Annotated in this window: 27 protein-coding genes and 1 pseudogene; 19 read left to right on the top strand and 9 right to left on the bottom strand. The window is 59.5% G+C overall.

The window, feature by feature from the left end:
* The first annotated feature begins 96 nt into the window (after positions 1-96).
* Positions 97-795 (top strand): hypothetical protein, encoded by a 699-nt coding sequence (locus QP971_RS06405; protein ID WP_239273824.1) that lies wholly within the window; start codon positions 97-99, stop codon positions 793-795.
* Here the strand turns inward: QP971_RS06405 and amaP are convergent.
* Genes amaP through QP971_RS06375 form a run of 6 tightly spaced genes read right to left on the bottom strand, consistent with a single transcriptional unit; the run spans position 784 to position 3,905 of the window.
* Positions 784-1,359 (bottom strand): alkaline shock response membrane anchor protein AmaP, encoded by a 576-nt coding sequence (gene amaP / locus QP971_RS06400; protein ID WP_239273823.1) that lies wholly within the window; start codon positions 1,357-1,359, stop codon positions 784-786. The genes QP971_RS06405 and amaP overlap by 12 nt on opposite strands.
* Positions 1,352-1,918 carry a DUF6286 domain-containing protein gene (locus QP971_RS06395; RefSeq protein ID WP_225745982.1) on the bottom strand — a complete coding sequence of 189 codons (567 nt, stop codon included), beginning with the start codon at positions 1,916-1,918 and terminating at the stop codon, positions 1,352-1,354. Before QP971_RS06395 ends, amaP begins: the two co-directional genes overlap by 8 nt.
* On the bottom strand, positions 1,911-2,876 hold the full coding sequence (locus tag QP971_RS06390; RefSeq protein WP_284811123.1) for an Asp23/Gls24 family envelope stress response protein: 966 nt from the start codon (positions 2,874-2,876) through the stop codon (positions 1,911-1,913). The genes QP971_RS06395 and QP971_RS06390 overlap by 8 nt, the downstream gene beginning before the upstream one ends.
* Complete coding sequence (locus QP971_RS06385; RefSeq protein ID WP_005322852.1) at positions 2,876-3,070, bottom strand: hypothetical protein; 195 nt, start codon at positions 3,068-3,070, stop codon at positions 2,876-2,878. The genes QP971_RS06390 and QP971_RS06385 overlap by 1 nt, the downstream gene beginning before the upstream one ends.
* A 2-nt stretch (positions 3,071-3,072) precedes the next feature.
* On the bottom strand, positions 3,073-3,420 hold the full coding sequence (locus QP971_RS06380; RefSeq protein WP_049378862.1) for a hypothetical protein: 348 nt from the start codon (positions 3,418-3,420) through the stop codon (positions 3,073-3,075).
* Between the two features lie 5 nt (positions 3,421-3,425).
* Positions 3,426-3,905, bottom strand: coding sequence for an Asp23/Gls24 family envelope stress response protein (locus QP971_RS06375; RefSeq protein ID WP_284811122.1), 480 nt, complete (start codon positions 3,903-3,905; stop codon positions 3,426-3,428).
* A 719-nt stretch (positions 3,906-4,624) separates the two neighbouring features.
* Here QP971_RS06375 and rpsJ point away from each other — a divergent pair.
* From rpsJ to rpsQ, 11 genes are read left to right on the top strand one after another with little or no spacing between them, the layout of a single operon-like run.
* Positions 4,625-4,930 carry a 30S ribosomal protein S10 gene (rpsJ, locus tag QP971_RS06370; RefSeq protein ID WP_003848085.1) on the top strand — a complete coding sequence of 102 codons (306 nt, stop codon included), beginning with the start codon at positions 4,625-4,627 and terminating at the stop codon, positions 4,928-4,930.
* A 23-nt stretch (positions 4,931-4,953) separates the two neighbouring features.
* Complete coding sequence (gene rplC, locus QP971_RS06365) at positions 4,954-5,610, top strand: 50S ribosomal protein L3 (protein WP_049378864.1); 657 nt, start codon at positions 4,954-4,956, stop codon at positions 5,608-5,610.
* Complete coding sequence (gene rplD, locus QP971_RS06360; protein WP_005322847.1) at positions 5,607-6,260, top strand: 50S ribosomal protein L4; 654 nt, start codon at positions 5,607-5,609, stop codon at positions 6,258-6,260. The genes rplC and rplD overlap by 4 nt, the downstream gene beginning before the upstream one ends.
* Positions 6,260-6,562, top strand: a complete 303-nt coding sequence (gene rplW / locus QP971_RS06355) for a 50S ribosomal protein L23 (protein ID WP_049383584.1) — start codon at positions 6,260-6,262, stop codon at positions 6,560-6,562. Before rplD ends, rplW begins: the two co-directional genes overlap by 1 nt.
* A 35-nt stretch (positions 6,563-6,597) precedes the next feature.
* Positions 6,598-7,434, top strand: coding sequence for a 50S ribosomal protein L2 (rplB, locus tag QP971_RS06350; protein ID WP_204610252.1), 837 nt, complete (start codon positions 6,598-6,600; stop codon positions 7,432-7,434).
* 13 nt (positions 7,435-7,447) lie between these two features.
* On the top strand, positions 7,448-7,726 hold the full coding sequence (rpsS, locus tag QP971_RS06345; RefSeq protein ID WP_005276936.1) for a 30S ribosomal protein S19: 279 nt from the start codon (positions 7,448-7,450) through the stop codon (positions 7,724-7,726).
* A gap of 3 nt (positions 7,727-7,729) precedes the next feature.
* Positions 7,730-8,092 (top strand): 50S ribosomal protein L22, encoded by a 363-nt coding sequence (rplV, locus tag QP971_RS06340; RefSeq protein ID WP_005276938.1) that lies wholly within the window; start codon positions 7,730-7,732, stop codon positions 8,090-8,092.
* On the top strand, positions 8,092-8,835 hold the full coding sequence (gene rpsC, locus QP971_RS06335; protein WP_023027807.1) for a 30S ribosomal protein S3: 744 nt from the start codon (positions 8,092-8,094) through the stop codon (positions 8,833-8,835). Before rplV ends, rpsC begins: the two co-directional genes overlap by 1 nt.
* Before the next feature lie 3 nt (positions 8,836-8,838).
* Positions 8,839-9,255 carry a 50S ribosomal protein L16 gene (rplP, locus tag QP971_RS06330; protein WP_023020553.1) on the top strand — a complete coding sequence of 139 codons (417 nt, stop codon included), beginning with the start codon at positions 8,839-8,841 and terminating at the stop codon, positions 9,253-9,255.
* A complete protein-coding gene (gene rpmC, locus QP971_RS06325; protein ID WP_259885623.1) occupies positions 9,255-9,485 on the top strand; it encodes a 50S ribosomal protein L29 in 231 nt (76 codons plus the stop codon). Before rplP ends, rpmC begins: the two co-directional genes overlap by 1 nt.
* 2 nt (positions 9,486-9,487) lie before the next feature.
* Positions 9,488-9,796 carry a 30S ribosomal protein S17 gene (gene rpsQ, locus QP971_RS06320; protein WP_284787110.1) on the top strand — a complete coding sequence of 103 codons (309 nt, stop codon included), beginning with the start codon at positions 9,488-9,490 and terminating at the stop codon, positions 9,794-9,796.
* 71 nt (positions 9,797-9,867) lie between these two features.
* On the opposite strand, the gene QP971_RS06315 is transcribed toward rpsQ, so the two are convergent.
* Complete coding sequence (locus QP971_RS06315) at positions 9,868-10,662, bottom strand: siderophore-interacting protein (RefSeq protein WP_284787111.1); 795 nt, start codon at positions 10,660-10,662, stop codon at positions 9,868-9,870.
* A 129-nt stretch (positions 10,663-10,791) separates the two neighbouring features.
* On the opposite strand from QP971_RS06315, the gene QP971_RS06310 reads away from it, so the two are divergent.
* The 4 genes from QP971_RS06310 to QP971_RS06295 all read left to right on the top strand — a co-directional run bounded on the left by QP971_RS06310 (position 10,792) and on the right by QP971_RS06295 (position 14,792).
* Positions 10,792-11,739, top strand: coding sequence for an ABC transporter substrate-binding protein (locus tag QP971_RS06310; protein ID WP_284787112.1), 948 nt, complete (start codon positions 10,792-10,794; stop codon positions 11,737-11,739).
* On the top strand, positions 11,740-12,825 hold the full coding sequence (locus tag QP971_RS06305; RefSeq protein WP_284811121.1) for a FecCD family ABC transporter permease: 1,086 nt from the start codon (positions 11,740-11,742) through the stop codon (positions 12,823-12,825).
* A 3-nt stretch (positions 12,826-12,828) separates the two neighbouring features.
* Entirely contained in the window at positions 12,829-13,863 is a 1,035-nt protein-coding gene (locus tag QP971_RS06300) for a FecCD family ABC transporter permease (RefSeq protein ID WP_284787115.1), read from the top strand.
* A gap of 86 nt (positions 13,864-13,949) precedes the next feature.
* Positions 13,950-14,792, top strand: coding sequence for an ABC transporter ATP-binding protein (locus tag QP971_RS06295; RefSeq protein WP_284787222.1), 843 nt, complete (start codon positions 13,950-13,952; stop codon positions 14,790-14,792).
* Between the two features lie 36 nt (positions 14,793-14,828).
* On the opposite strand, the gene QP971_RS06290 is transcribed toward QP971_RS06295, so the two are convergent.
* Positions 14,829-15,221 carry a multidrug transporter gene (locus tag QP971_RS06290; protein WP_049383588.1) on the bottom strand — a complete coding sequence of 131 codons (393 nt, stop codon included), beginning with the start codon at positions 15,219-15,221 and terminating at the stop codon, positions 14,829-14,831.
* A gap of 175 nt (positions 15,222-15,396) precedes the next feature.
* A pseudogene (locus tag QP971_RS06285) lies at positions 15,397-16,197 on the bottom strand (hypothetical protein).
* Positions 16,198-16,846: 649 nt separating this feature from the next.
* Between QP971_RS06285 and rplN the strand changes: the two are divergent.
* The 3 genes from rplN to rplE are packed head-to-tail and all read left to right on the top strand — an operon-like array spanning position 16,847 to position 18,088.
* The gene (gene rplN / locus QP971_RS06280; protein WP_049378875.1) at positions 16,847-17,215 is read left to right on the top strand and encodes a 50S ribosomal protein L14; all 369 of its coding nucleotides are present in this window, start codon (positions 16,847-16,849) and stop codon (positions 17,213-17,215) included.
* A gap of 4 nt (positions 17,216-17,219) precedes the next feature.
* The gene (gene rplX / locus QP971_RS06275) at positions 17,220-17,534 is read left to right on the top strand and encodes a 50S ribosomal protein L24 (RefSeq protein WP_049378876.1); all 315 of its coding nucleotides are present in this window, start codon (positions 17,220-17,222) and stop codon (positions 17,532-17,534) included.
* A gap of 2 nt (positions 17,535-17,536) precedes the next feature.
* Complete coding sequence (rplE, locus tag QP971_RS06270) at positions 17,537-18,088, top strand: 50S ribosomal protein L5 (RefSeq protein ID WP_049358620.1); 552 nt, start codon at positions 17,537-17,539, stop codon at positions 18,086-18,088.
* Positions 18,089-18,152 lie beyond the last annotated feature (64 nt).

Here is an 18,152-nt window from a genome sequence, read left to right as displayed (position 1 = left end):
GTATTTATTTAATTGAATGAAATTAACTCGGGGGTGAAAGTTTTCACTCGGCCCCGGCTGTCTGGCCGGCGCGGGTGCTGGGTAATCTTGGCGGATATGGATGACCCCACCCGCATCGATCCCACTCTTGAGTCCCTCCGCCGCGCTTGGGAGGGCCAGCCCAACCTCAGCCTTCCCACCTTCTTTGCCATGCTTGCCAATCAAGGCATCGGCTGGGGCGCCACCGACGATGAACTCGTTGCGGAATTGGAGCGCCAGGCAGGCGTGCATCCGCCCTTGCTTCCCTTGGAGGACGGCCGCATTGCGGCGGGGGAATGGCTTGTGCTTGCCGACGCCCCCACCTACCGCATCACCGCCACCCCTACCCACATCATCGTGCGCCGCCCCGACACCCAGCCTGTGGTGTGGGCCTATGAGTCCATTCGTCCCACGGGTCCTAGCCGCCCATTTACCATTCGGGATACCGAGGGCTTTGAACACCGCTTTGGTGTGGTCTCTAGTCTTATGCGGTTAAGCGCTGAGCGCCCAGACCTTAATGACCTGAAGCGGCAGGATTTGGGTGATTTCGTGTTCATCCTTCGCTTTGCAGCAGCCATCGGTGTACTCGATCATGGGCTGCACCTATTTGCTAAGGAAAACCGCCGTGTAACTCGCCAGGACTACTCTTGGCAGCGCATAGAAAAATGCCGCCCCGGCGAGGAACTGGAAATGATCCTCGGGGGCGGCGAGTCGGCCCGCCTTGGGGCCGTTCAGGAAATCTTGGTGGCGGAGACTCCTAACCCGTTATTCGGATAGGTCCTTCATCGGACCTACCTTGCTGAACTGCAGCTTGTAAATGGTGTCCAAATCGGCGTCGGGAAACGCTGCGCGAAAATCGCGCTCATTGGTTTCAACGGCGCTAGTAAGGCGCTCCACCGGGGTGTCCGGATTTGCCGTCACTGTGTACTGCAGCGTGGGCCGCGCGCGGTCATAGGCCACGAGGCGCTCTACATGGTCCACGCCCTTGACTCCATCCAAATCTTGGGCCACGGCGCCGGCGATAGCGTTCATCGACGTCGTGATAGAGCCCTTGTCATTGGAAGAAGCGGACTCCACGTTATTGAAGCGGCGGTGGCGCAGGTTGGCCACGACAATCCACAGCCCCAAAATAAGTAGCAGTGCGGAGCCACCGGCCAGCGCCCACACCCACCAGTCATTGTCCGCCAAGCTCTTCCACGTATCGTGGTCCACCCACAGGGCTAAGTACTTGGCAAATTCCACGTTGAAGTGGATCAAGATAGGCCACACGCCCAAAGCGATGAGGACTATTCCCAGCAGGCCCAGTAGGATGCGGTCAAAGGTAGCAAGTTTTCTAGACATTGTTATCCAACTCCGGAATCTTCTCTACAGCTACGGTGACCTGCGGCGGGTTCTTGAGGTGGGCCAGGCAGCGCGTTACCGCGGTCTCCACCCGGCCCTGCAACTCTGCATCCTCGGTATCGCCATTGACGGTGACCTTGGCAGTCTTGCTATCCGCGGAGGTCTGCGCGGAGGCCACGCCCGGAACACGGCGGGCAGTGGCCGAAGAGAGGCGGGCGATATCCACCGGTCGCATCCACATGGACGCGGTATCGGAGGCAAGCTGCATGTGCGTGGTGCGGCGCGTCTTCACTGCCGCGAAGAGGAAAATCAGGCCTACGACAATGGAGGCAACGCCGGCCCAGATCATCCAGGTCTGCAGTTCTTCGGTGGCAATGAGATTAAGTACCGGCTGTACCCAGGACTGGGCATCGGAGCCGGAGCCCACCAGCCACGTCTCGCGCACGCCGACGACGCCCGCGGCGAGCAGTAGGAGCCCAAGGATCACGGCCCAAGTACGCGCCGCCGGAGACGCCTTCGGCTGCTGCCCAAAGTGTTCAGGCATGTGCTGGTCAGCCATTATTGCCTCCTTGTGGGCGATACGGGTTAATGGAAATGGCGCGCAAGGGCTCGGGTCGTGGAGCATCGACGTGCAACGGCCGAGGATTTGCCGGCGTGACCTCAATGCGTTTGAGCGGTTGTGGCCGCGGGGCCTTTACCGTGCGCGCAGGGGCAGACTTGGGGGCCTCGACGCGGCGCGGAGTCCACTCGTGGCGAATTTCAATCTCGCGCAGCGGCTGCGGCCGAGGAGTTGCTACTTGAACTTTCCGTGCCAGCGGACGAACCTGCCCACTAGGGATCAACCTGGTTGGGCGAGGTGCAGCCACGCTGTGTACGCGAACCGGCTTGGGTTCCCTAATCGGCCGCACCGTGTGGTCGCTTGGGGACGAAATCTCACGCAGCTGGTGGTCTGGGAGGTCAGTGGAAATGTTGCGTACCTCAGTCTCGCGCGGGGTGTCCACGGACTGCACTGCGGCGCCGGCGGCCGGCGCAGCGATGGTGCGCACCGGTGTCTCCTGCGGTGTGGCAATGCTGCGTACATTCACCGACTCTGCAGTGACCGGCTGCCATACCGGCGAGGGCGTGATGCGTGGCGCGACGGCAGCAGCAACCTGGCGTTGCTCCACCTCTGCGGCAGTCACTCGATTGCCCGGAACGGAACCGCCGACGGTGACATTGACGCGCGTTGTGGAATAACCGGTGTGTGCCGCGATGGCTTCCGAGATGGCAGCACGAGTATGTTCCGCCACCGTGGTGACCGGCGAAGGCCACACCACGCCAATGGTGGCGTTGACGGCCGCTACCTCGCGCTCCGAGTCCATTTGGACCGAGACCCGTGGAAAACCGCGGCCGCCGATGCCCGCTAGCTTGGCCTCTATAGCCTTGGTGCCGGGCACGCTAGCAATCGCGGCGGTAACGATGCGTTCCATGGTCCGCAGCGAGATACGCGTGTGGCCCTGAGTGGAACTATCTGTCATTAACCTTGGCCTTTCTCCTTACCAATGAGGCCATTCCACACAGAAGTGAGATCGATACGGCCATCAAAGTGTGCTCCCACAATGCCGCCGATTGCGGCAAGGAGTACGGCGAGCAAAGTAGGACCCCAGCCTAGGTACAAAAAGAAGGCAAGAATAAGGCCGGAAATGATGCCCAAAGTGGTGTAATTCTTCATATCTATTCCTTCGATGGAGCAGCGGATAAGCCATCTACGGCGTCAGAAAACTCAACGTCAATGCGCTGCAGTTCGGGACAAGCCCCACGGGCGGCGGACCGAATATCTTCTGCCAAGGCATACAGATCCGGCGCGGCGCTGATATCAACGCGAATGTTGATCTGCAGGTGGCGATCATCGCGCGGGTCGGGCCGCCGCATGCCGACGATGCGTTCGCCCGGTAGGTACAAACTCACCGAACCGAACGAACCACCGTCGAGCGCGGCGACACCGCGTACCTTCTGGACTGCCTCTGCAATAGCGCGGGCGTGGCTTACCTCGAGCTCAAAACGTGCTCGGGGCTCAGGCATTGGGCTTAAGCCTGACCCTGGTTCAAAGCAGCCTGGTCCTCAGCCTCGGACTCTTCCTTCGGCAGCTTAACGTCGTGAACAACAACGTTGACGCGCTCGACACTCAGGCCGGTCATGCGCTCTACCGCATTCATGATGTTGCGGCGGATAGCCTCGGCGAGCTCGTGGATGGCCACGCCGTACTCAGCGGTGATGGCAATCTCGATGCGAGCGGTGCCGTCCGCTACCTCTACGTCCACACCCTGGCGGACGTCCTCAGAAGCACCGAAGGACTCGCGGATATTGCCGATCATGCGGGCTCCGCCGCCACCCAGGGCATCCACGCCGGAAACCTCGCGGGCAGCGATGCCGGCAATCTTGGACACCACGACATCATCGATGGTGGTGGTGCCGTACTGGGTTTCCAGGTTGTTATTGACCTCGCGCTCCTCGGAAGCAGGAACCTGGTTGTCAGAGTTTTGTGCAGGGGTCTTGTTTTCAGACATGGGCGAGTGAGCCTTTCTCTATAGGGTGATGCATGAACGCGATATTCAACTATCTAGGCAGGACAAAGAGTCCACAGCCATTACCTCCGAGCTTAGATACTTCTCAGCCGAGTGTGGGGTGCGAGGCAACAAAATTTTCCAAAACGTGATTTTTGGCACGGTTTAATACGCGGCTTGAAAAACCGCAGCCCAACATGCTTAAATACAAAGGTTGCTTTAACAGGGCAGCGAGAACCGAGGTTCGGTGATGGCGGCGGACGTCGCCAAGCATGAGTCTCGGGGAGACGCTGAGCTGGTAAAGCGAACATGACACCTTCGTTGTCGCCATGCTTCAGGAAAACCTGAAGCATTGACTGGAAGGTCATCCAATCGGGCTAGGTCCGCGTTAGAGCAGTGACACCCCGAGAAGATGGACCGGAGAAGGGGCATGGCAAATAAACAGCGGCAGTAGACGAATTGGACACTCTCCACGTGTAATGCGTGAAAACCGTCCTCTTCACAATACTTTGACTACGGGTCTTGTACCCCGTCGAGAGCACTGCGTTCTGGCACTTGCCATGTACCGCAACTCTTGGTCGTCATGGCAGTCAGACCACTGGCGTTGTGTCAGGCCCCAAGCCCGGACAACGTTATAGAGAAATCGAGAAGCAATTTCCCACCGCTTCACGCCCCGGAAACGCCGGGAATGTGAAAGTGGGGAAGCGAGGAAGAGGATAAGCGTGGCGGGACAAAAAATCCGCATTCGGCTGAAGGCCTATGACCACGAGGCTATCGACGCTTCTGCAAAGAAGATCGTCGAGACCGTTACCCGTACCGGTGCTCGTGTAGTTGGCCCAGTGCCGCTCCCAACCGAGAAGAACGTATACGCAGTTATTCGTTCTCCGCACAAGTACAAGGACTCTCGCGAGCACTTCGAGATGCGCACTCACAAGCGCCTGATCGACATTCTCGACCCAACCCCGAAGACCGTTGATGCTCTTATGCGCATCGATCTTCCGGCAAGCGTCGACGTGAACATCCAGTAAGCGACTTTGGTGGAGAACAAATAATGAGTGAAAACGAGATCAAGGGCATTCTGGGCAAGAAGCTCGGCATGACCCAGGTCTTCGACGAGGACAACCGCGTTGTGCCGGTTACCGTCGTCGAGGCAGGGCCATGCGTTGTCACCCAGATTCGCACCCCCGAAACCGATGGCTACAGCGCCATCCAGATCGCCTTTGGCGAAATCGACCCACGCAAGGCAAACAAGCCGGTTGGTGGACACTTCAAGAAGGCTGGCGTAACCCCGCGCCGTCACGTTGCGGAAATCCGCATGGACGACACCTCTGCCTACGAGGTTGGCCAAGAGGTCAAGGTTGACATCTTCGAGGGCATCTCCTTCGTTGACGTCACCGGCAAGACCAAGGGCCACGGTTACGCTGGTGGCATGAAGCGCCACGGCTTCGCAGGCCAGGGCGCAGCTCACGGTAACCAGGCCGCTCACCGCCGCGTTGGCGGTATCGGCGGCGCCGCTACCCCGGGCCGCGTCTTCAAGGGTAAGCGCATGGCTGGCCGTATGGGCCAGGACCGCGTGACCACCCAAAACCTGAAGATTCAGAAAATCGATGCCGAGTCCAACCTGCTGCTCATCAAGGGTGCTATCCCGGGTGCGCGCGGCGGCCTCGTCACCGTTAAGACCGCAGTGAAGGGCGGTGCACACGCATGAGCAACCTCAAGCTAGACGTCCACACTTCCGAGGGTAAGACCAACGGCTCTGTAGACCTGCCAGCTGAAATCTTTGACACCGAGGCATCCATTGCTTTGATGCACCAGGTTGTTAACGCTCAGCTTGCTGCTGCACGCCAGGGCACCCACGCAACCAAGACCCGCGGCGACGTCCGCGGTGGTGGTCGCAAGCCTTTCCGTCAGAAGGGCACCGGCCGTGCACGCCAGGGCTCCATCCGCGCACCGCACTACACTGGTGGCGGCACCGTCCATGGCCCACAGCCACGCGACTACGCACAGCGCACCCCTAAGAAGATGATCAAGGCTGCTCTCTTCGGTGCACTGTCCGACCGTGCTCGCAACGAGCGCATCCACGTCATCGAAGAGCTCGTACCGGGCCAGAAGCCGTCCACCAAGTCGGCCAAGGCCTTCCTCGAGTCCCTGACCGAGCGCAAGAACGTGCTGCTGGTCATCGGCCGCGAGGACATCAATGCTCGTCGTAGCGCTAATAACCTGCCTAACGTCCAGATCCTGGACGCTGGCCAGCTCAACACCTACGACGTTCTCTACTCCGATGACGTTGTGTTCTCCGTTGAGGCGCTACACACCTTCATCAACCGCGCAACCGGCGCGGATAAGGAGGAGAACTAATGGCTAAGATTTCTAACCCACGCGATATCATCATCGCCCCGGTTGTATCCGAGAAGTCCTACGGTCTGATGGAGCAGAACGTATACACGTTCTACGTCTCCACGGACTCCAACAAGTCCCAGATTAAAGATGCCGTAGAGCAGATCTTTGACGTTAAGGTCGACTCCGTGAACACCGTGAACCGTGCAGGTAAGCGTAAGCGCACCCGCACCGGTTACGGCCAGCGTAAGTCCACCAAGCGTGCATACGTGACGCTCCGTGAAGGCAGCGACTCCATCGACATCTTCGGCGGCGGCGCTTAAGCGCCACCGGAGAGCCGAAAGGAAAAGGAAGAATTATGGCTATTCGCAAGTACAAGCCGACAACTCCGGGTCGCCGCGCATCCTCCGTTTCTGAGTTTGACGAGATCACTCGTTCTACTCCGGAGAAGTCCCTGCTGCGCCCGCTGAGCAAGACTGGTGGCCGTAACAACTACGGCCGCATCACCACCCGCCACATCGGCGGTGGCCACAAGCGCCGTTACCGTCTGATCGACTTCCGTCGTAACGACAAGGACGGCATTCCGGCAAAGGTCGCTCATATCGAGTACGACCCGAACCGCACCGCAAACATCGCACTGCTTCACTACGTTGATGGCGAGAAGCGCTACATCATCGCCCCTAAGGGCCTGAAGCAGGGCACCATCGTAGAGTCCGGCCCGAACGCAGATATCAAGGTTGGCAACAACCTGCCGCTGCGTAACATCCCGACCGGTTCCATCATCCACGCTGTTGAGCTCAAGCCGGGCGCTGGCGCTAAGCTGGCCCGCTCCGCTGGTGCTTCCATCCAGCTGCTGGGTAAGGAAGGCAAGTACGCAGTTCTGCGTATGCCGTCTTCCGAAATCCGTCGTGTGGACATCCGCTGCCGCGCCACCGTTGGTGAGGTCGGCAACGCCGAGCAGATGAACATCCGCTGGGGCAAGGCCGGCCGCATGCGCTGGAAGGGCGTACGCCCCACCGTCCGCGGTGTCGTTATGAACCCGGTTGACCACCCACACGGTGGTGGTGAGGGTAAGACCTCGGGTGGTCGCCACCCTGTGTCCCCATGGGGCCACAAGGAGGGTCGCACCCGCAACCCGAACCGTTACTCCAACAACATGATCGTGCGCCGTCGTCGCCCGAACAAGAAGCGCTAAGAGGAGGTAAACAATGCCACGCAGCCTTAAGAAGGGCCCGTTCGTCGATGAGCACCTCCTCAACAAGGTGGATGCTCAGAACGATGCAGGCACCAAGCAGGTCATCAAGACCTGGTCTCGCCGCTCGACCATTCTCCCCGATTTCATCGGTCACACCTTCGCCGTCCATGACGGCCGCAAGCATGTGCCGGTCTTCATCGAGGACTCCATGGTCGGCCACAAGCTCGGCGAGTTTGCACCAACCAAGACCTTTAAGGGTCACGTCAAGGATGACAAGAAGGGACGTCGATAAGCGATGAGTGAGACCATCACCTCCGCATCCGCCACGGCCCGCTACGTCCGCGTCACCCCGATGAAGGCACGTCGCGTGCTCGATCTGGTCCGCGGCAAGTCCGTTAGCGAAGCCCTGGCTATCCTGAAGTACGCACCGCAGGGTGCCTCCAAGCCAGTTGCTAAGGTCGTTGCTTCTGCAGCCGCTAACGCTGAGAACAACTTCGGCCTCGACCCACGCACCCTGGTCATCTCCGAGGCTTATGCCAACGAGGGTCCGACCATGCGTCGTTTCCAGCCGCGTGCACAGGGTCGTGCATTCATGATTCGTAAGCGCACCAGCCACATCACCGTGGTGGTCGAAAGCCAGCAGGAAGGGGCCAAGTAATGGGCCAGAAGATCCATCCTCACGGCCTACGTTTGGGCATCACTTCCGACTGGAAGACCCACTGGTTCGCCGATAAGGACTACGCGAACTACGTAGCCGAAGACATCAAGATTCGTAACTACCTCAACAAGGGCCTTGAGCGCGCCGGCATTGCCGACGTCGTCATCGAGCGCACCCGCGACCGCGTCCGCGTCGACATTCACACCGCCCGCCCGGGCATCGTGATCGGCCGCCGCGGTGCTGAGGCTGACCGCATCCGCCGCGAGCTGGAAAAGCTCACCGGCAAGATGGTTGCCCTCAACATCCTCGAGGTCAAGCAGGTAGACGCAAACGCAACCCTGGTTGCTCACTCCATCGCGGAGCAGCTGGTTAACCGTGTCGCATTCCGTCGTGCAATGCGCAAGGCTATCCAGTCCGCTATGCGCCAGCCACAGGTTAAGGGCATCAAGATCCTGTTGTCCGGCCGCCTGGGCGGTGCAGAAATGTCGCGCGTTGAGCGCTACCACGAGGGTCGCGTTCCGCTGCACACCCTTCGCGCCGAAATCGACTACGGCACCGCAGAGGCCCACACCACCTTCGGCCGCATCGGCATCAAGGTGTGGATCTACAAGGGTGACGTCGTCGGTGGCGTACGCGAGTCCGAACTGAACGCTCCGGCACAGGGCCGTGGCCGTGACCGTAATGGTCGCTCCCGCCGCGGTGGCCAGCGCCGCCAGCGTGCACAGCAGAAGCAGGAGGGCTAATCCATGCTGATTCCTAAGCGTGTTAAGTACCGCCGTCAGCACCGCCCGAACCGTCGCGGCGTGTCCAAGGGCGGTAACCGCATCAACTTCGGCGATTACGCTATCCAGGCTCTCGAGCCGGCGTACATCACCAACCGTCAGATTGAGGCCGCACGTATTGCCATCAACCGCCACGTCAAGCGTGGTGGCAAGGTGTGGATCAACATCTTCCCGGACCGTCCGTTGACCCAGAAGCCGCTCGGCGTTCGTATGGGTTCCGGTAAGGGCCCGGTTGAGAAGTGGGTGGCTAACGTTAAGCCGGGCCGCGTACTTTTCGAGATGAGCTATCCGAACGATGCCGTTGCAATCGAGGCTCTGCGCCGCGCTGGCCAGAAGCTTCCTTGCAAGGTCCGTATCATCAAGAAGGAGGACCAGTTCTAATGGCAACCGGTACCCCCGCCCACGAGTTCCGTGAGCTCGACAACGCTGAGCTGCAGTCCCGCCTGAAGGAGGCGAAGGAAGAACTGTTCAACCTTCGTTTCCAGAAGGCCACCGGCCAGCTGACCAACAACCGCCGCATCGGCACGGTTAAGCGCGACATTGCCCGCATCTACACCGTTCTGCGCGAGCGCGAGCTGGGCCTGTCCGTTGCTCCGGGAGCTGAGGCTTAATCATGAGTGAGGCTAACGTGACTGATTCCAAGAAGGCACCTACTCCGAAGAAGGAGAAGGTCAAGGGTGCTCCTAAGGTTCGCACCGGCTATGTAGTATCCGACAAGATGAACAAGACCATCGTTGTCGAGCTGGAAGACCGCAAGCAGCACGCCCTGTACGGCAAGATCATGCGCTCTAACAAGAAGGTTAAGGTGCATGATGAGGAAGAAACCGCAGGCATCGGCGATCTCGTACGCATCGCTGAGACCCGCCCGCTGTCCAAGGACAAGCACTTCCGTCTCGTTGAGATCATCGAGAAGGCTAAGTAAAAACTAGCCAGCGCAGCCCCTGCTCCGAATCTTAGGGTTCGGGGCGGGGCCTTCGCCGTTTTAGGACTTCTTTACGGCCGGGCCCTGCCATAAAACCAGTAGGGAACCCATGTGACGTCGGTGGTATCTAGGCCCCATTCATTCACCGCGAGGCCTCGCACGCTTTTTGCTAGCCTCCCCTCGCCAGAAGCCCATACGTATCCTGGCCCCGGCGCACCGGCATAGTCCGCTCTCAGGGCGGCAACGACAGCCTCCGCCTCCTCGTGCGGTTGGGTATGAATAATCTGCAGGCTGCGTACGCTCGCCTCCCATCTAGCTGCGAGGCCTGGTTCTACCTCGTCGGTGCTGGTAACCACGGCCATAACATCGGTGGCCAGAAGCATTTCCGGGTTATGATCTTCTTGGTAGGCCAAAATGTGCCGCAGGGCGGGCAGGGCGGATGCGTCGGCGACTAGAAGTTGTGGCTTCTCGGTTGGCCGCCACAGTTCGTTGCAGGTGAAGAATCCCGCTGTATCCCCGGCTTGTGCGCGGCGAATCCACCGCGAGCCAGGTCCTGAATCACCGTGTGTCACCACGTCGACATCGACTGTGGCCTCCTCCGAGTGGAGTGCGCGGATGGTGTACCAGCGCAGGCCCGGCCTCCTCTCCTCGTCGATCGCGCTCACAGCCGAGCGAAGGTTTATGCCGTCGACGGGGAAGGGGGTAAATTCTTGTTCAGCTCGGGGCATGACGAGTCCAAAGAATTCATCAGGACCGGAGAGGGTGTAAGTCCGGAAAGCCTCGGCGTAGAACGTGAGCCGGTGCAAGCGCGGACGGATCCGTTTATTGGCGGTCAAAGTAACGGGGATGAGTTCGTGCGCAGACATTGGGGCCGATTGTAGAGAAGCGTTCATGTGTCTAATAAATTACTATTTTAGTTTAGCCTTGCCTAATCGTCCCTATGCGTTATAGGGTAAGCAAGGTTATTTTCCTCCTTTATTGAAAGGCTTAACCTCATGAAGATTTTCGGCCGTCGCACCATGGGTGCAGTAGCAATGCTTTCCGCCGGAGCCTTAGCTTTAGGCGGTTGCTCGCGTGGTGAGGGCGATGAAACAGCTCAGGCGACCGACGCTGCCAGCGAACAGCGCGTGGCTAGCCTGGGTCTAGGTGATGCCGACACGCTGCTTGCCTTGGGGATCACTCCCGTAACGGTGGCGCCGTGGGGTGCTGAGGGCGATGGCGACGCTTCGGGCGTCGGCCCCTGGGCAGAGGAACTTTTGGGCGAGGCAAAGCCTGAGGTGATTTATAATACCGCAAGCGGATTTACGGCGGATACCTTTGAGCAGGTCACCGCGGCTGACCCCACCCAGATCATTGCGGTGAACCAGGCGGTGGATGCACGCACGAAGGGATCCCTGGAAGAAATCGCGCCTACCACCGTCAAGCCGAACGGCTATGAAGACTGGCAGGTGCCCTGGGAAAAGCAGGTAGAGACCATCGCGGATGCGGTGGGCAAAAAAGACGAAGGCGATAAGCTTATCGATGACACCGAAAAGGCCTTCGAGGAATTCCGCCACGAGCACGCGGAATTGCAGGATAAGTCTGCGGCCATCGTCATGCCTTATGACGGCAAAATTGGTCTATACACCGAGGAGGATGGGCGTGGACAATTTATCGAGGACCTTGGCATGGAGATCCCCGATGCATTGCAGGGCGATGGAGGCAGCTTCTTCGTCGACATTGCCCCAGAAAACTACGCGAAGCTTAACCAGGTTGATTACCTCTTTGTCGTGGACTACAATGGCTCCTCCGATGCCTTGAAGAAGGATAAGACCTTCCAAGGCCTCGACGTTGTCAAGGATGATCGCGTGCGCTACTTGGATACGGATACCGGCAATGCCATGAGTATGCCGAACCCGGTGACCATCCCCTGGGCAGTAGATGAATTTGAAGAGAAGCTGTAATTGCCAGCAACCACGATGGACGGCCAACAAATCCAGTCGGATTCCGCAGCAGATAGTCCTACGACCACCGGCACCCCCACACCGGTAGTGGCGCGGGCACAGAGTCATAAGATGCTCCTTGTCGCCTTCATCCTCGCCAGCCTGGTGTTGGCGGTGGCGTCTTTGGCGGTGGGATCCCGCTCGATTCCGCCCGGGGAGGTTCTCGCTGCCCTGCACGGAGCAGGGGAGCAGGATATCCACGATATCGTGTGGAACCTGCGCATGCCGCGCACCTTCCTGGCTTATTTCGCCGGCGCGGCCCTTGCTGTGGCCGGTGTACTGGCGCAATCGTGGACCAGAAACCCGCTGGCGGATCCAGGGTTTATTGGCGTTACCGCGGGTGCGTCATTCTTTGTTGCCATAGGCACGGCCATCGGCATTGCTACCTCCACCGGTATGCGGACTACCCTCGCGCTCGCTGGCGCGGGTATTACCACGCTGCTGGTCTTAGCCGTATCGCGGCGGTTTCAGGATCCTCTGACGCTCGTTCTGGTAGGTGCCGGCGTCTCCGCCGCCTTGGGATCGGGCGCGATGATCATCGGCCTTTATTCCACGGACGTCCTCGATAGCATGCGGCGGTGGACCATCGGATCCACCTTTGGCCGCGGCCCAGAAGACGTCGCGATCGCGGGCATAGGGCTTGTTATCGGCCTAGCGTGCGCGGCGATGGCAGCCAGACCCCTCGACCTTTTGGCTATGGGGGAGGAGTCCTCCCTCGCCTTGGGCGGGTCCCCCACCACCGCGCGGGTGGGCGCGGCGCTCAGCGTCGTGGTGTTGGCCGGCAGCGCAACGGCAGCAACGGGCCCCATTGCCTTCGTCGGTTTTGCCATTCCCCACATCGTTCGGCGGCTGGTGGGCCCTAGCGTTGCCACCTTGCTTTTGCCCTCCGCGCTCTTGGGCGGTTGTGCCGTGCTTGCCGCTGATATCACCGGCCGTCTCATTGCGGGTAGCTCGGAGCTGGAGATGTCGATCGTCCTCGCGATAGTGGGCGCACCTTTCCTCATTTGGGGTGCTCACCGCGGCGTGGGCAGAGCATGGGGGCAATAACGCATGACCGCGATCAGCACTATTTTAAAAGCTCAGCAACGCCGCCGGCACGTGCGCGTGCTCGCTTCCACACTGGTATTCATCCTCATTGCCCTTAGTGCATACCTAGTGTTACTGGGGCAAGGTCCCATGGCATTGAGTCCGTGGCAGGTCATCGACGTCCTCACCGGAGGCGGCAGCAAGAACCACATCAGGGTGGTGTGGGACTTGCGCCTGCCGGTTGCCATCGCCACCGTCATCGTGGGCGCCGCCCTCGGCCTGGCCGGTTCTTGGACGCAAACCATGGCTCGGAACCCGCTGGCCTCCCCGGATATTTTAGGCGTTACCGGCGGGGCGTCGGTGCTGGTGGTCTTGGGCACCGTGCATTCGCGCCCCAGCTTCGCCGAGGGTATCCCGGAGTTTTGGTGGCGGGCATGCTTGGCGATGATCGGCGCCCTCCTCGTTGTCATCCTCCTCGCTGTTCTGGGTGGCATCGGTACGAGCAACCGCATCGTCATCGTCGGTATTGCCTTATCGCTGATGTTTCAAGCCATCGTCGCGTATTTAATGCGCAGCGCCCAGATCCTGCGCGCTGCGGAGGCGCAAACTTGGCTCGCAGGATCGACTGGATTCGTGCGCATGGAGGTCATTCTCCCCCTCCTGGTGGCATTAGCACCGTTTCTCGCCATAGGAATCTGGTGCTCGAGGGAGTTGCCGCTGCTTGCCCATGATGATTCCTCCGCAACCACCCTGGGCGTGAATATCTCCCGCCAGCGCGCCCTCCTGCTTATTGCGGCAACCGGTATCAGTGCCGTGGTGGTCTCGGTGGTGGGACCCATTGGGTTTATCGCGCTGCTAGGGCCGCACCTGGCGCGGATGGTGGCGCGTACCCCCACACCATCGCCGCTGGCATCGGCAGCCGCGGGTGCCGCATTGCTGACCGTGTGTGCTGTGATCGCCGGTGCTATCCCGGTAAATGCACCGGTGGGTGCGGTTTCCTCGGTCATCGGCGGCTGCGCCTTGGTGATATTGGTGTGGAATGCGGCCGGGCGCAGCTAAACGTTGTGCCGCGGCACAGCAGGGGGAAACGGACAAGCATCGCGCCGGATGGTACTAGACAGTCAGACGTGGATGAAGGAAAAGAAATGAAGGATAATCGGCTTAATCAGCCTAAACAGACCACGACCCCGAAGCCTCGGTGCAGCCTCCACGCCACCGGCATTCATGCGGGATATAAGGATGGCGGGGATATCCTTGCCGGCGTCGATTTGCACGCCCGCGCCGGCGAAGTCACCACGCTCATTGGGCCCAATGGCTGCGGCAAGTCCACGCTGCTGAAAACTCTCTCGAAAATCCTGGCCCCGCGGCAGGGCAGCGTCATGGTCGGGGAAGCTGACCTGCACGCGATGTCCGCGAAGGATGCCGCGCAGCAGGTGGCGCTGCTGCCACAGCACCCCGTGGCCCCCGATGGGCTGCGGGTGGGTGAGTTGGTCGCGCGCGGGCGTCATCCCTATCAGGGGAGGATGCGCGGTCTTTCCACGACGGACCGGGAGATCATTGCGCAGGCCTGCGAGGCTACCGACATTGTGGACTTCCTCGATCGTGATATCGCTTCGCTATCGGGCGGGCAGCGCCAGCGCGTCTGGCTGGCGTTGGCCCTGGCACAAGATACGCCCGTGCTGCTTCTCGATGAACCCACGACCTTCCTCGACCCTGCCCATGCCATGCGCATGCTGGAGTTGGCCCGCGCACAGGCGCAGGCGGGAAAGACAGTGGTTGTAGTCCTACACGATCTCATGCTGGCGGGCCACTATTCTGATTCCATGGTGGTGATGAAAGCCGGCGATATCATCGCTCGCGGGGCGCCGAAACAAGCGCTGTCGCCGAAGGTATTAGCGCAGGCCTATGGTATCGAGGCTGAGGCCTGGGAGGATCCGCTTGGCGATGCCCCCATTATCGTTCCCCGCCGCGTCGTAGCGGCGCATTAGTGGAGACCTGCCAATAGTGGCTGTGTGCCAGATGCTTTACTTGACCTTTCGTTGTACATCTAGAAAGGAAATTGCCACTACAAAAAGATTGAGCACGCTTCCCGCGCCGAGCAAAAAGGTGCCGATTCGATAGGAGCCTGTGCCTACGGCGGCCATATTGCCGTAGATATAGACCCAGATGCCCCAGCCGATGAGCAGAACGAGGCCGGCGAGACCAGATAGCAGGCGGAGGCTACGAGGGGAGGTAGGGGCGAAGAATTTATAGGCGGCGTCGACAAGCGCGCAAGCTGCAAGCCCCAGACTCAGCCCGCCGGTCAACCAGACGGGGAGTAGGGCGGCGGTACCAAAGACTACGGGCAGGATGAAGGCGAGAAACGCGAGGAGAAAGAGCGCGGCGTGCAGCCACAGGGTGCGCTTGGTGTAGGTCATATTGGAAACTGTACTAAGAATTCCCCGGCGTCCGGGCATTTCAATCCTGTAGGGGCTTCGTTTTTCGTTTACGCGGATCTTGTTCTGAGCGAAACAAAACTGTGCCGGCCGGACCGAAGCCCGACCGGCACAGCCAGTCCCAATTCAGTTTCTTACTTGGTAGGAAGGCTCTTGCTTAAGCGAAGAACTTGTGGCGTGCGGCGAATGCGCCAGCAGCAACCATCGCAGCTACAGCCAGTGCAGCCAGAGCCTGCGCAACGGAGTTGGAGCCCGTCTCAGCGGACATACCACGTGCGGAGTCTGCGGACTCGCCAGCAGCTGGGGCAGATGGAGCGGAAGGGGCGTCAGCCTGAGCAGCGTCGCCCTCAGCGAGCTGACCGCCCTGGGCGATAACTTCGTCCTTGTTAGCGTTCAGCATCTGCTCGGAAGCAGTCTTCTCCTCAGCGGTCGGCTGCTGGTTCTTGCGTGCCTCGTCCTTGACGTAGGTCTTGCCGTCCTAGGACAGGTACCAGGTGATGCCACCGATGATCAACGCAGCTGGCAGTGTCAACCAAGCCAGCTTCTTCTTGTCGAATTCAGGCTTCGCATCTTCAGACGGGAATGCCTTTGCATAAGCATCGCGCATCTCGTCGGTGCTCTCTTCATTCACCAGAGCCGAGCCTTTGACGTAAACATTGGGATCCTTCAGGCTCTGGTACCACTCATTGCCCTCTGCGTCCTTCTTGGTGGCAGGAGCAGGAATTGCGGAGGTGTCCTGCTGCTCCTTCACGAACTCTTCTGCCTGCTCAGGAGTCAAGCGAACAGGGTTGCCTGCGACCGGCTTGGACAGTCAAGAACCGTCTTCCTGCTTGAAGTACTCGACACCATCGACGGTAATCGGATCGGCAGCAACATCATGGTGTTCAATATCGCTGGTGCCCTCTTCAGCTGGGGTGTCTTCGGTGGCGGTATCTTCATCCGCAGACGGGGTAGGCATCTCGGTCAGGGGCTTGTCCTCTACAGGATCCGGAATTTGGGCCTAAGCAACAGCTGCGCCGCCAAAGGCGAGTGCGCCAGTCAGTACAGCAGCGGTTAGGGTCTGTGGCAAACGCTTCATGTGTTTCTCCTTCGGGAAATTAGCGAAAGCGCACAGAAATGTCTTTCGCGACGCAATTAGCAGTAGTCACATAATTCGCAATTGCCACATGGAACTCAGAAGTGACTGTGATTTTTATGCGTTACAGCTGTGAAAAATTGGACTATTAAAATGTCTATGCGACTAGTTTGGCACTGAAGGGCATTAAAATGTGGTTTATATGTGCAGATTGTGCCGATAATTTTGGATAACGTGTGTGTCGGTGCGTTCGAAATAAGGGGTCAAGGGGTAAGCGGGTGTAGTGGCGAAAATAAATGTGGCGGTAGGGGGCGTCGACAAGCAACGAGCGGTGTTTTGGTATGGGCGCTGGCGTGTGGTTGAATGTATAGGTTGCAAAAGCTGGTCGGCCCGTAGCGGTGCGTTTCCGAACCGCCGGTCCGAGACCCTTCGGCACAGGCCGTTGTCAAGGCTTGAGCATCGCAAGTTTGTAGACCGCGTGCGGCAAGGACGGAAATCTTACCGCACATCAATCCAGGTCAGGAGACCCATAGTGATTCAGCAAGAATCGCGTCTGCGCGTCGCCGACAACTCTGGTGCACGTGAACTGCTGTGCATCCGCGTTCTCGGCGGCTCTGTCCGACGCTCCGCTGGCATCGGCGACGTCATCGTCGCGACTGTCAAGGACGCTGTCCCAGGTGGCAACGTCAAGGAAGGCGACATTGTAAAGGCAGTTATCGTCCGCGCGAAGAAGGAAACCCGTCGCCCAGACGGCTCCTACATTCGCTTTGACGAGAACGCTGCAGTTGTTCTCAAGGGCGATAGCGAGCCTCGTGGTACCCGTATCTTCGGACCGGTTGCTCGCGAACTTCGTGACAAGCGTTTCATGAAGATCGTTTCTCTCGCACCGGAGGTGATCTAGTCCTATGAAGATCCATAAGGGAGATATGGTGATCGTCATTTCGGGCCCAGATAAGGGCGCGAAGGGCAAGGTCATCGAGGCATACCCAAAGCGTGAAAAGGTCCTCGTAGAGGGCGTTAACCGCATCAAGAAGCACGTCGCAAACTCTGCTGCCGAGCGTGGCGCCGAGTCCGGCGGAATCGTTACCCAGGAAGCCCCGATCCACGTGTCCAACGTTGCGATCGTTGACTCCGAAGGCAACCCGACCCGCGTGGGCTACCGTTTCGACGAGAACGGCAAGAAGGTCCGTATCGCGCGTAGCAACGGGAAGGACATCTAAAAATGAGCGAGAACTACACCCCGCGTCTGAAGACTCGCTACCGCGAGGAAATCCGCAAGACCCTGAATGACGAGTTCAACTACGACAACGTCATGCAGATCCCTGGCGTCACCAAGGTTGTCGTCAACATGGGCGTTGGCGAAGCCGCACGTGACTCCAAGGTCATCAACGGCGCACTCGAGGACCTGACCGCTATTACCGGTCAGAAGCCGCAGCTGCGTCGCGCTAAGAAGTCCATCGCGAACTTCAAGCTCCGCGAGGGCATGCCTATCGGTGCACGCGTTACCCTGCGCGGCGACCGTATGTGGGAGTTCCTGGACCGCCTGCTGACCATCGCGCTGCCACGTATTCGTGACTTCCGCGGCCTGTCTGATCAGCAGTTCGACGGCCACGGCAACTACACCTTCGGCCTGTCCGAGCAGTCTATGTTCTACGAGATTGACATCGACAAGATCGATCGCCCTCGTGGTATGGACATCACCGTCGTTACCACCGCTACTAACGACGACGAGGGCCGCAAGCTCCTGCGCGAGCTCGGCTTCCCGTTCAAGTAAATAGAGCGCTAAGAAATCCCAACTCCCCGGAAGGGGCGTTGGGATTTTCTAGTTTTACCGAGCA

The organism is Corynebacterium marquesiae, assembly GCF_030229635.1.
GTDB classification, from domain to species: domain Bacteria; phylum Actinomycetota; class Actinomycetes; order Mycobacteriales; family Mycobacteriaceae; genus Corynebacterium; species Corynebacterium marquesiae.
This window is presented reverse-complemented; position numbering and strand designations above follow the sequence as displayed.

Bases quoted from the DNA above. Each gene is read 5' to 3' on its own strand.
- QP971_RS06405 (WP_239273824.1), top strand. From the start codon at position 97: ATGGATGACCCCACCCGCATCGATCCCACTCTTGAGTCCCTCCGCCGC.
- amaP (WP_239273823.1), bottom strand. From the start codon at position 1,359: ATGTCTAGAAAACTTGCTACCTTTGACCGCATCCTACTGGGCCTGCTG.
- QP971_RS06395 (WP_225745982.1), bottom strand. From the start codon at position 1,918: ATGGCTGACCAGCACATGCCTGAACACTTTGGGCAGCAGCCGAAGGCG.
- QP971_RS06390 (WP_284811123.1), bottom strand. From the start codon at position 2,876: ATGACAGATAGTTCCACTCAGGGCCACACGCGTATCTCGCTGCGGACC.
- QP971_RS06385 (WP_005322852.1), bottom strand. From the start codon at position 3,070: ATGAAGAATTACACCACTTTGGGCATCATTTCCGGCCTTATTCTTGCC.
- QP971_RS06380 (WP_049378862.1), bottom strand. From the start codon at position 3,420: ATGCCTGAGCCCCGAGCACGTTTTGAGCTCGAGGTAAGCCACGCCCGC.
- QP971_RS06375 (WP_284811122.1), bottom strand. From the start codon at position 3,905: ATGTCTGAAAACAAGACCCCTGCACAAAACTCTGACAACCAGGTTCCT.
- rplC (WP_049378864.1), top strand. From the start codon at position 4,954: ATGAGTGAAAACGAGATCAAGGGCATTCTGGGCAAGAAGCTCGGCATG.
- rplD (WP_005322847.1), top strand. From the start codon at position 5,607: ATGAGCAACCTCAAGCTAGACGTCCACACTTCCGAGGGTAAGACCAAC.
- rplW (WP_049383584.1), top strand. From the start codon at position 6,260: ATGGCTAAGATTTCTAACCCACGCGATATCATCATCGCCCCGGTTGTA.
- rplB (WP_204610252.1), top strand. From the start codon at position 6,598: ATGGCTATTCGCAAGTACAAGCCGACAACTCCGGGTCGCCGCGCATCC.
- rpsS (WP_005276936.1), top strand. From the start codon at position 7,448: ATGCCACGCAGCCTTAAGAAGGGCCCGTTCGTCGATGAGCACCTCCTC.
- rplV (WP_005276938.1), top strand. From the start codon at position 7,730: ATGAGTGAGACCATCACCTCCGCATCCGCCACGGCCCGCTACGTCCGC.
- rpsC (WP_023027807.1), top strand. From the start codon at position 8,092: ATGGGCCAGAAGATCCATCCTCACGGCCTACGTTTGGGCATCACTTCC.
- rplP (WP_023020553.1), top strand. From the start codon at position 8,839: ATGCTGATTCCTAAGCGTGTTAAGTACCGCCGTCAGCACCGCCCGAAC.
- rpmC (WP_259885623.1), top strand. From the start codon at position 9,255: ATGGCAACCGGTACCCCCGCCCACGAGTTCCGTGAGCTCGACAACGCT.
- rpsQ (WP_284787110.1), top strand. From the start codon at position 9,488: ATGAGTGAGGCTAACGTGACTGATTCCAAGAAGGCACCTACTCCGAAG.
- QP971_RS06315 (WP_284787111.1), bottom strand. From the start codon at position 10,662: ATGTCTGCGCACGAACTCATCCCCGTTACTTTGACCGCCAATAAACGG.
- QP971_RS06310 (WP_284787112.1), top strand. From the start codon at position 10,792: ATGAAGATTTTCGGCCGTCGCACCATGGGTGCAGTAGCAATGCTTTCC.
- QP971_RS06300 (WP_284787115.1), top strand. From the start codon at position 12,829: ATGACCGCGATCAGCACTATTTTAAAAGCTCAGCAACGCCGCCGGCAC.
- QP971_RS06295 (WP_284787222.1), top strand. From the start codon at position 13,950: ATGAAGGATAATCGGCTTAATCAGCCTAAACAGACCACGACCCCGAAG.
- QP971_RS06290 (WP_049383588.1), bottom strand. From the start codon at position 15,221: ATGACCTACACCAAGCGCACCCTGTGGCTGCACGCCGCGCTCTTTCTC.
- rplX (WP_049378876.1), top strand. From the start codon at position 17,220: ATGAAGATCCATAAGGGAGATATGGTGATCGTCATTTCGGGCCCAGAT.
- rplE (WP_049358620.1), top strand. From the start codon at position 17,537: ATGAGCGAGAACTACACCCCGCGTCTGAAGACTCGCTACCGCGAGGAA.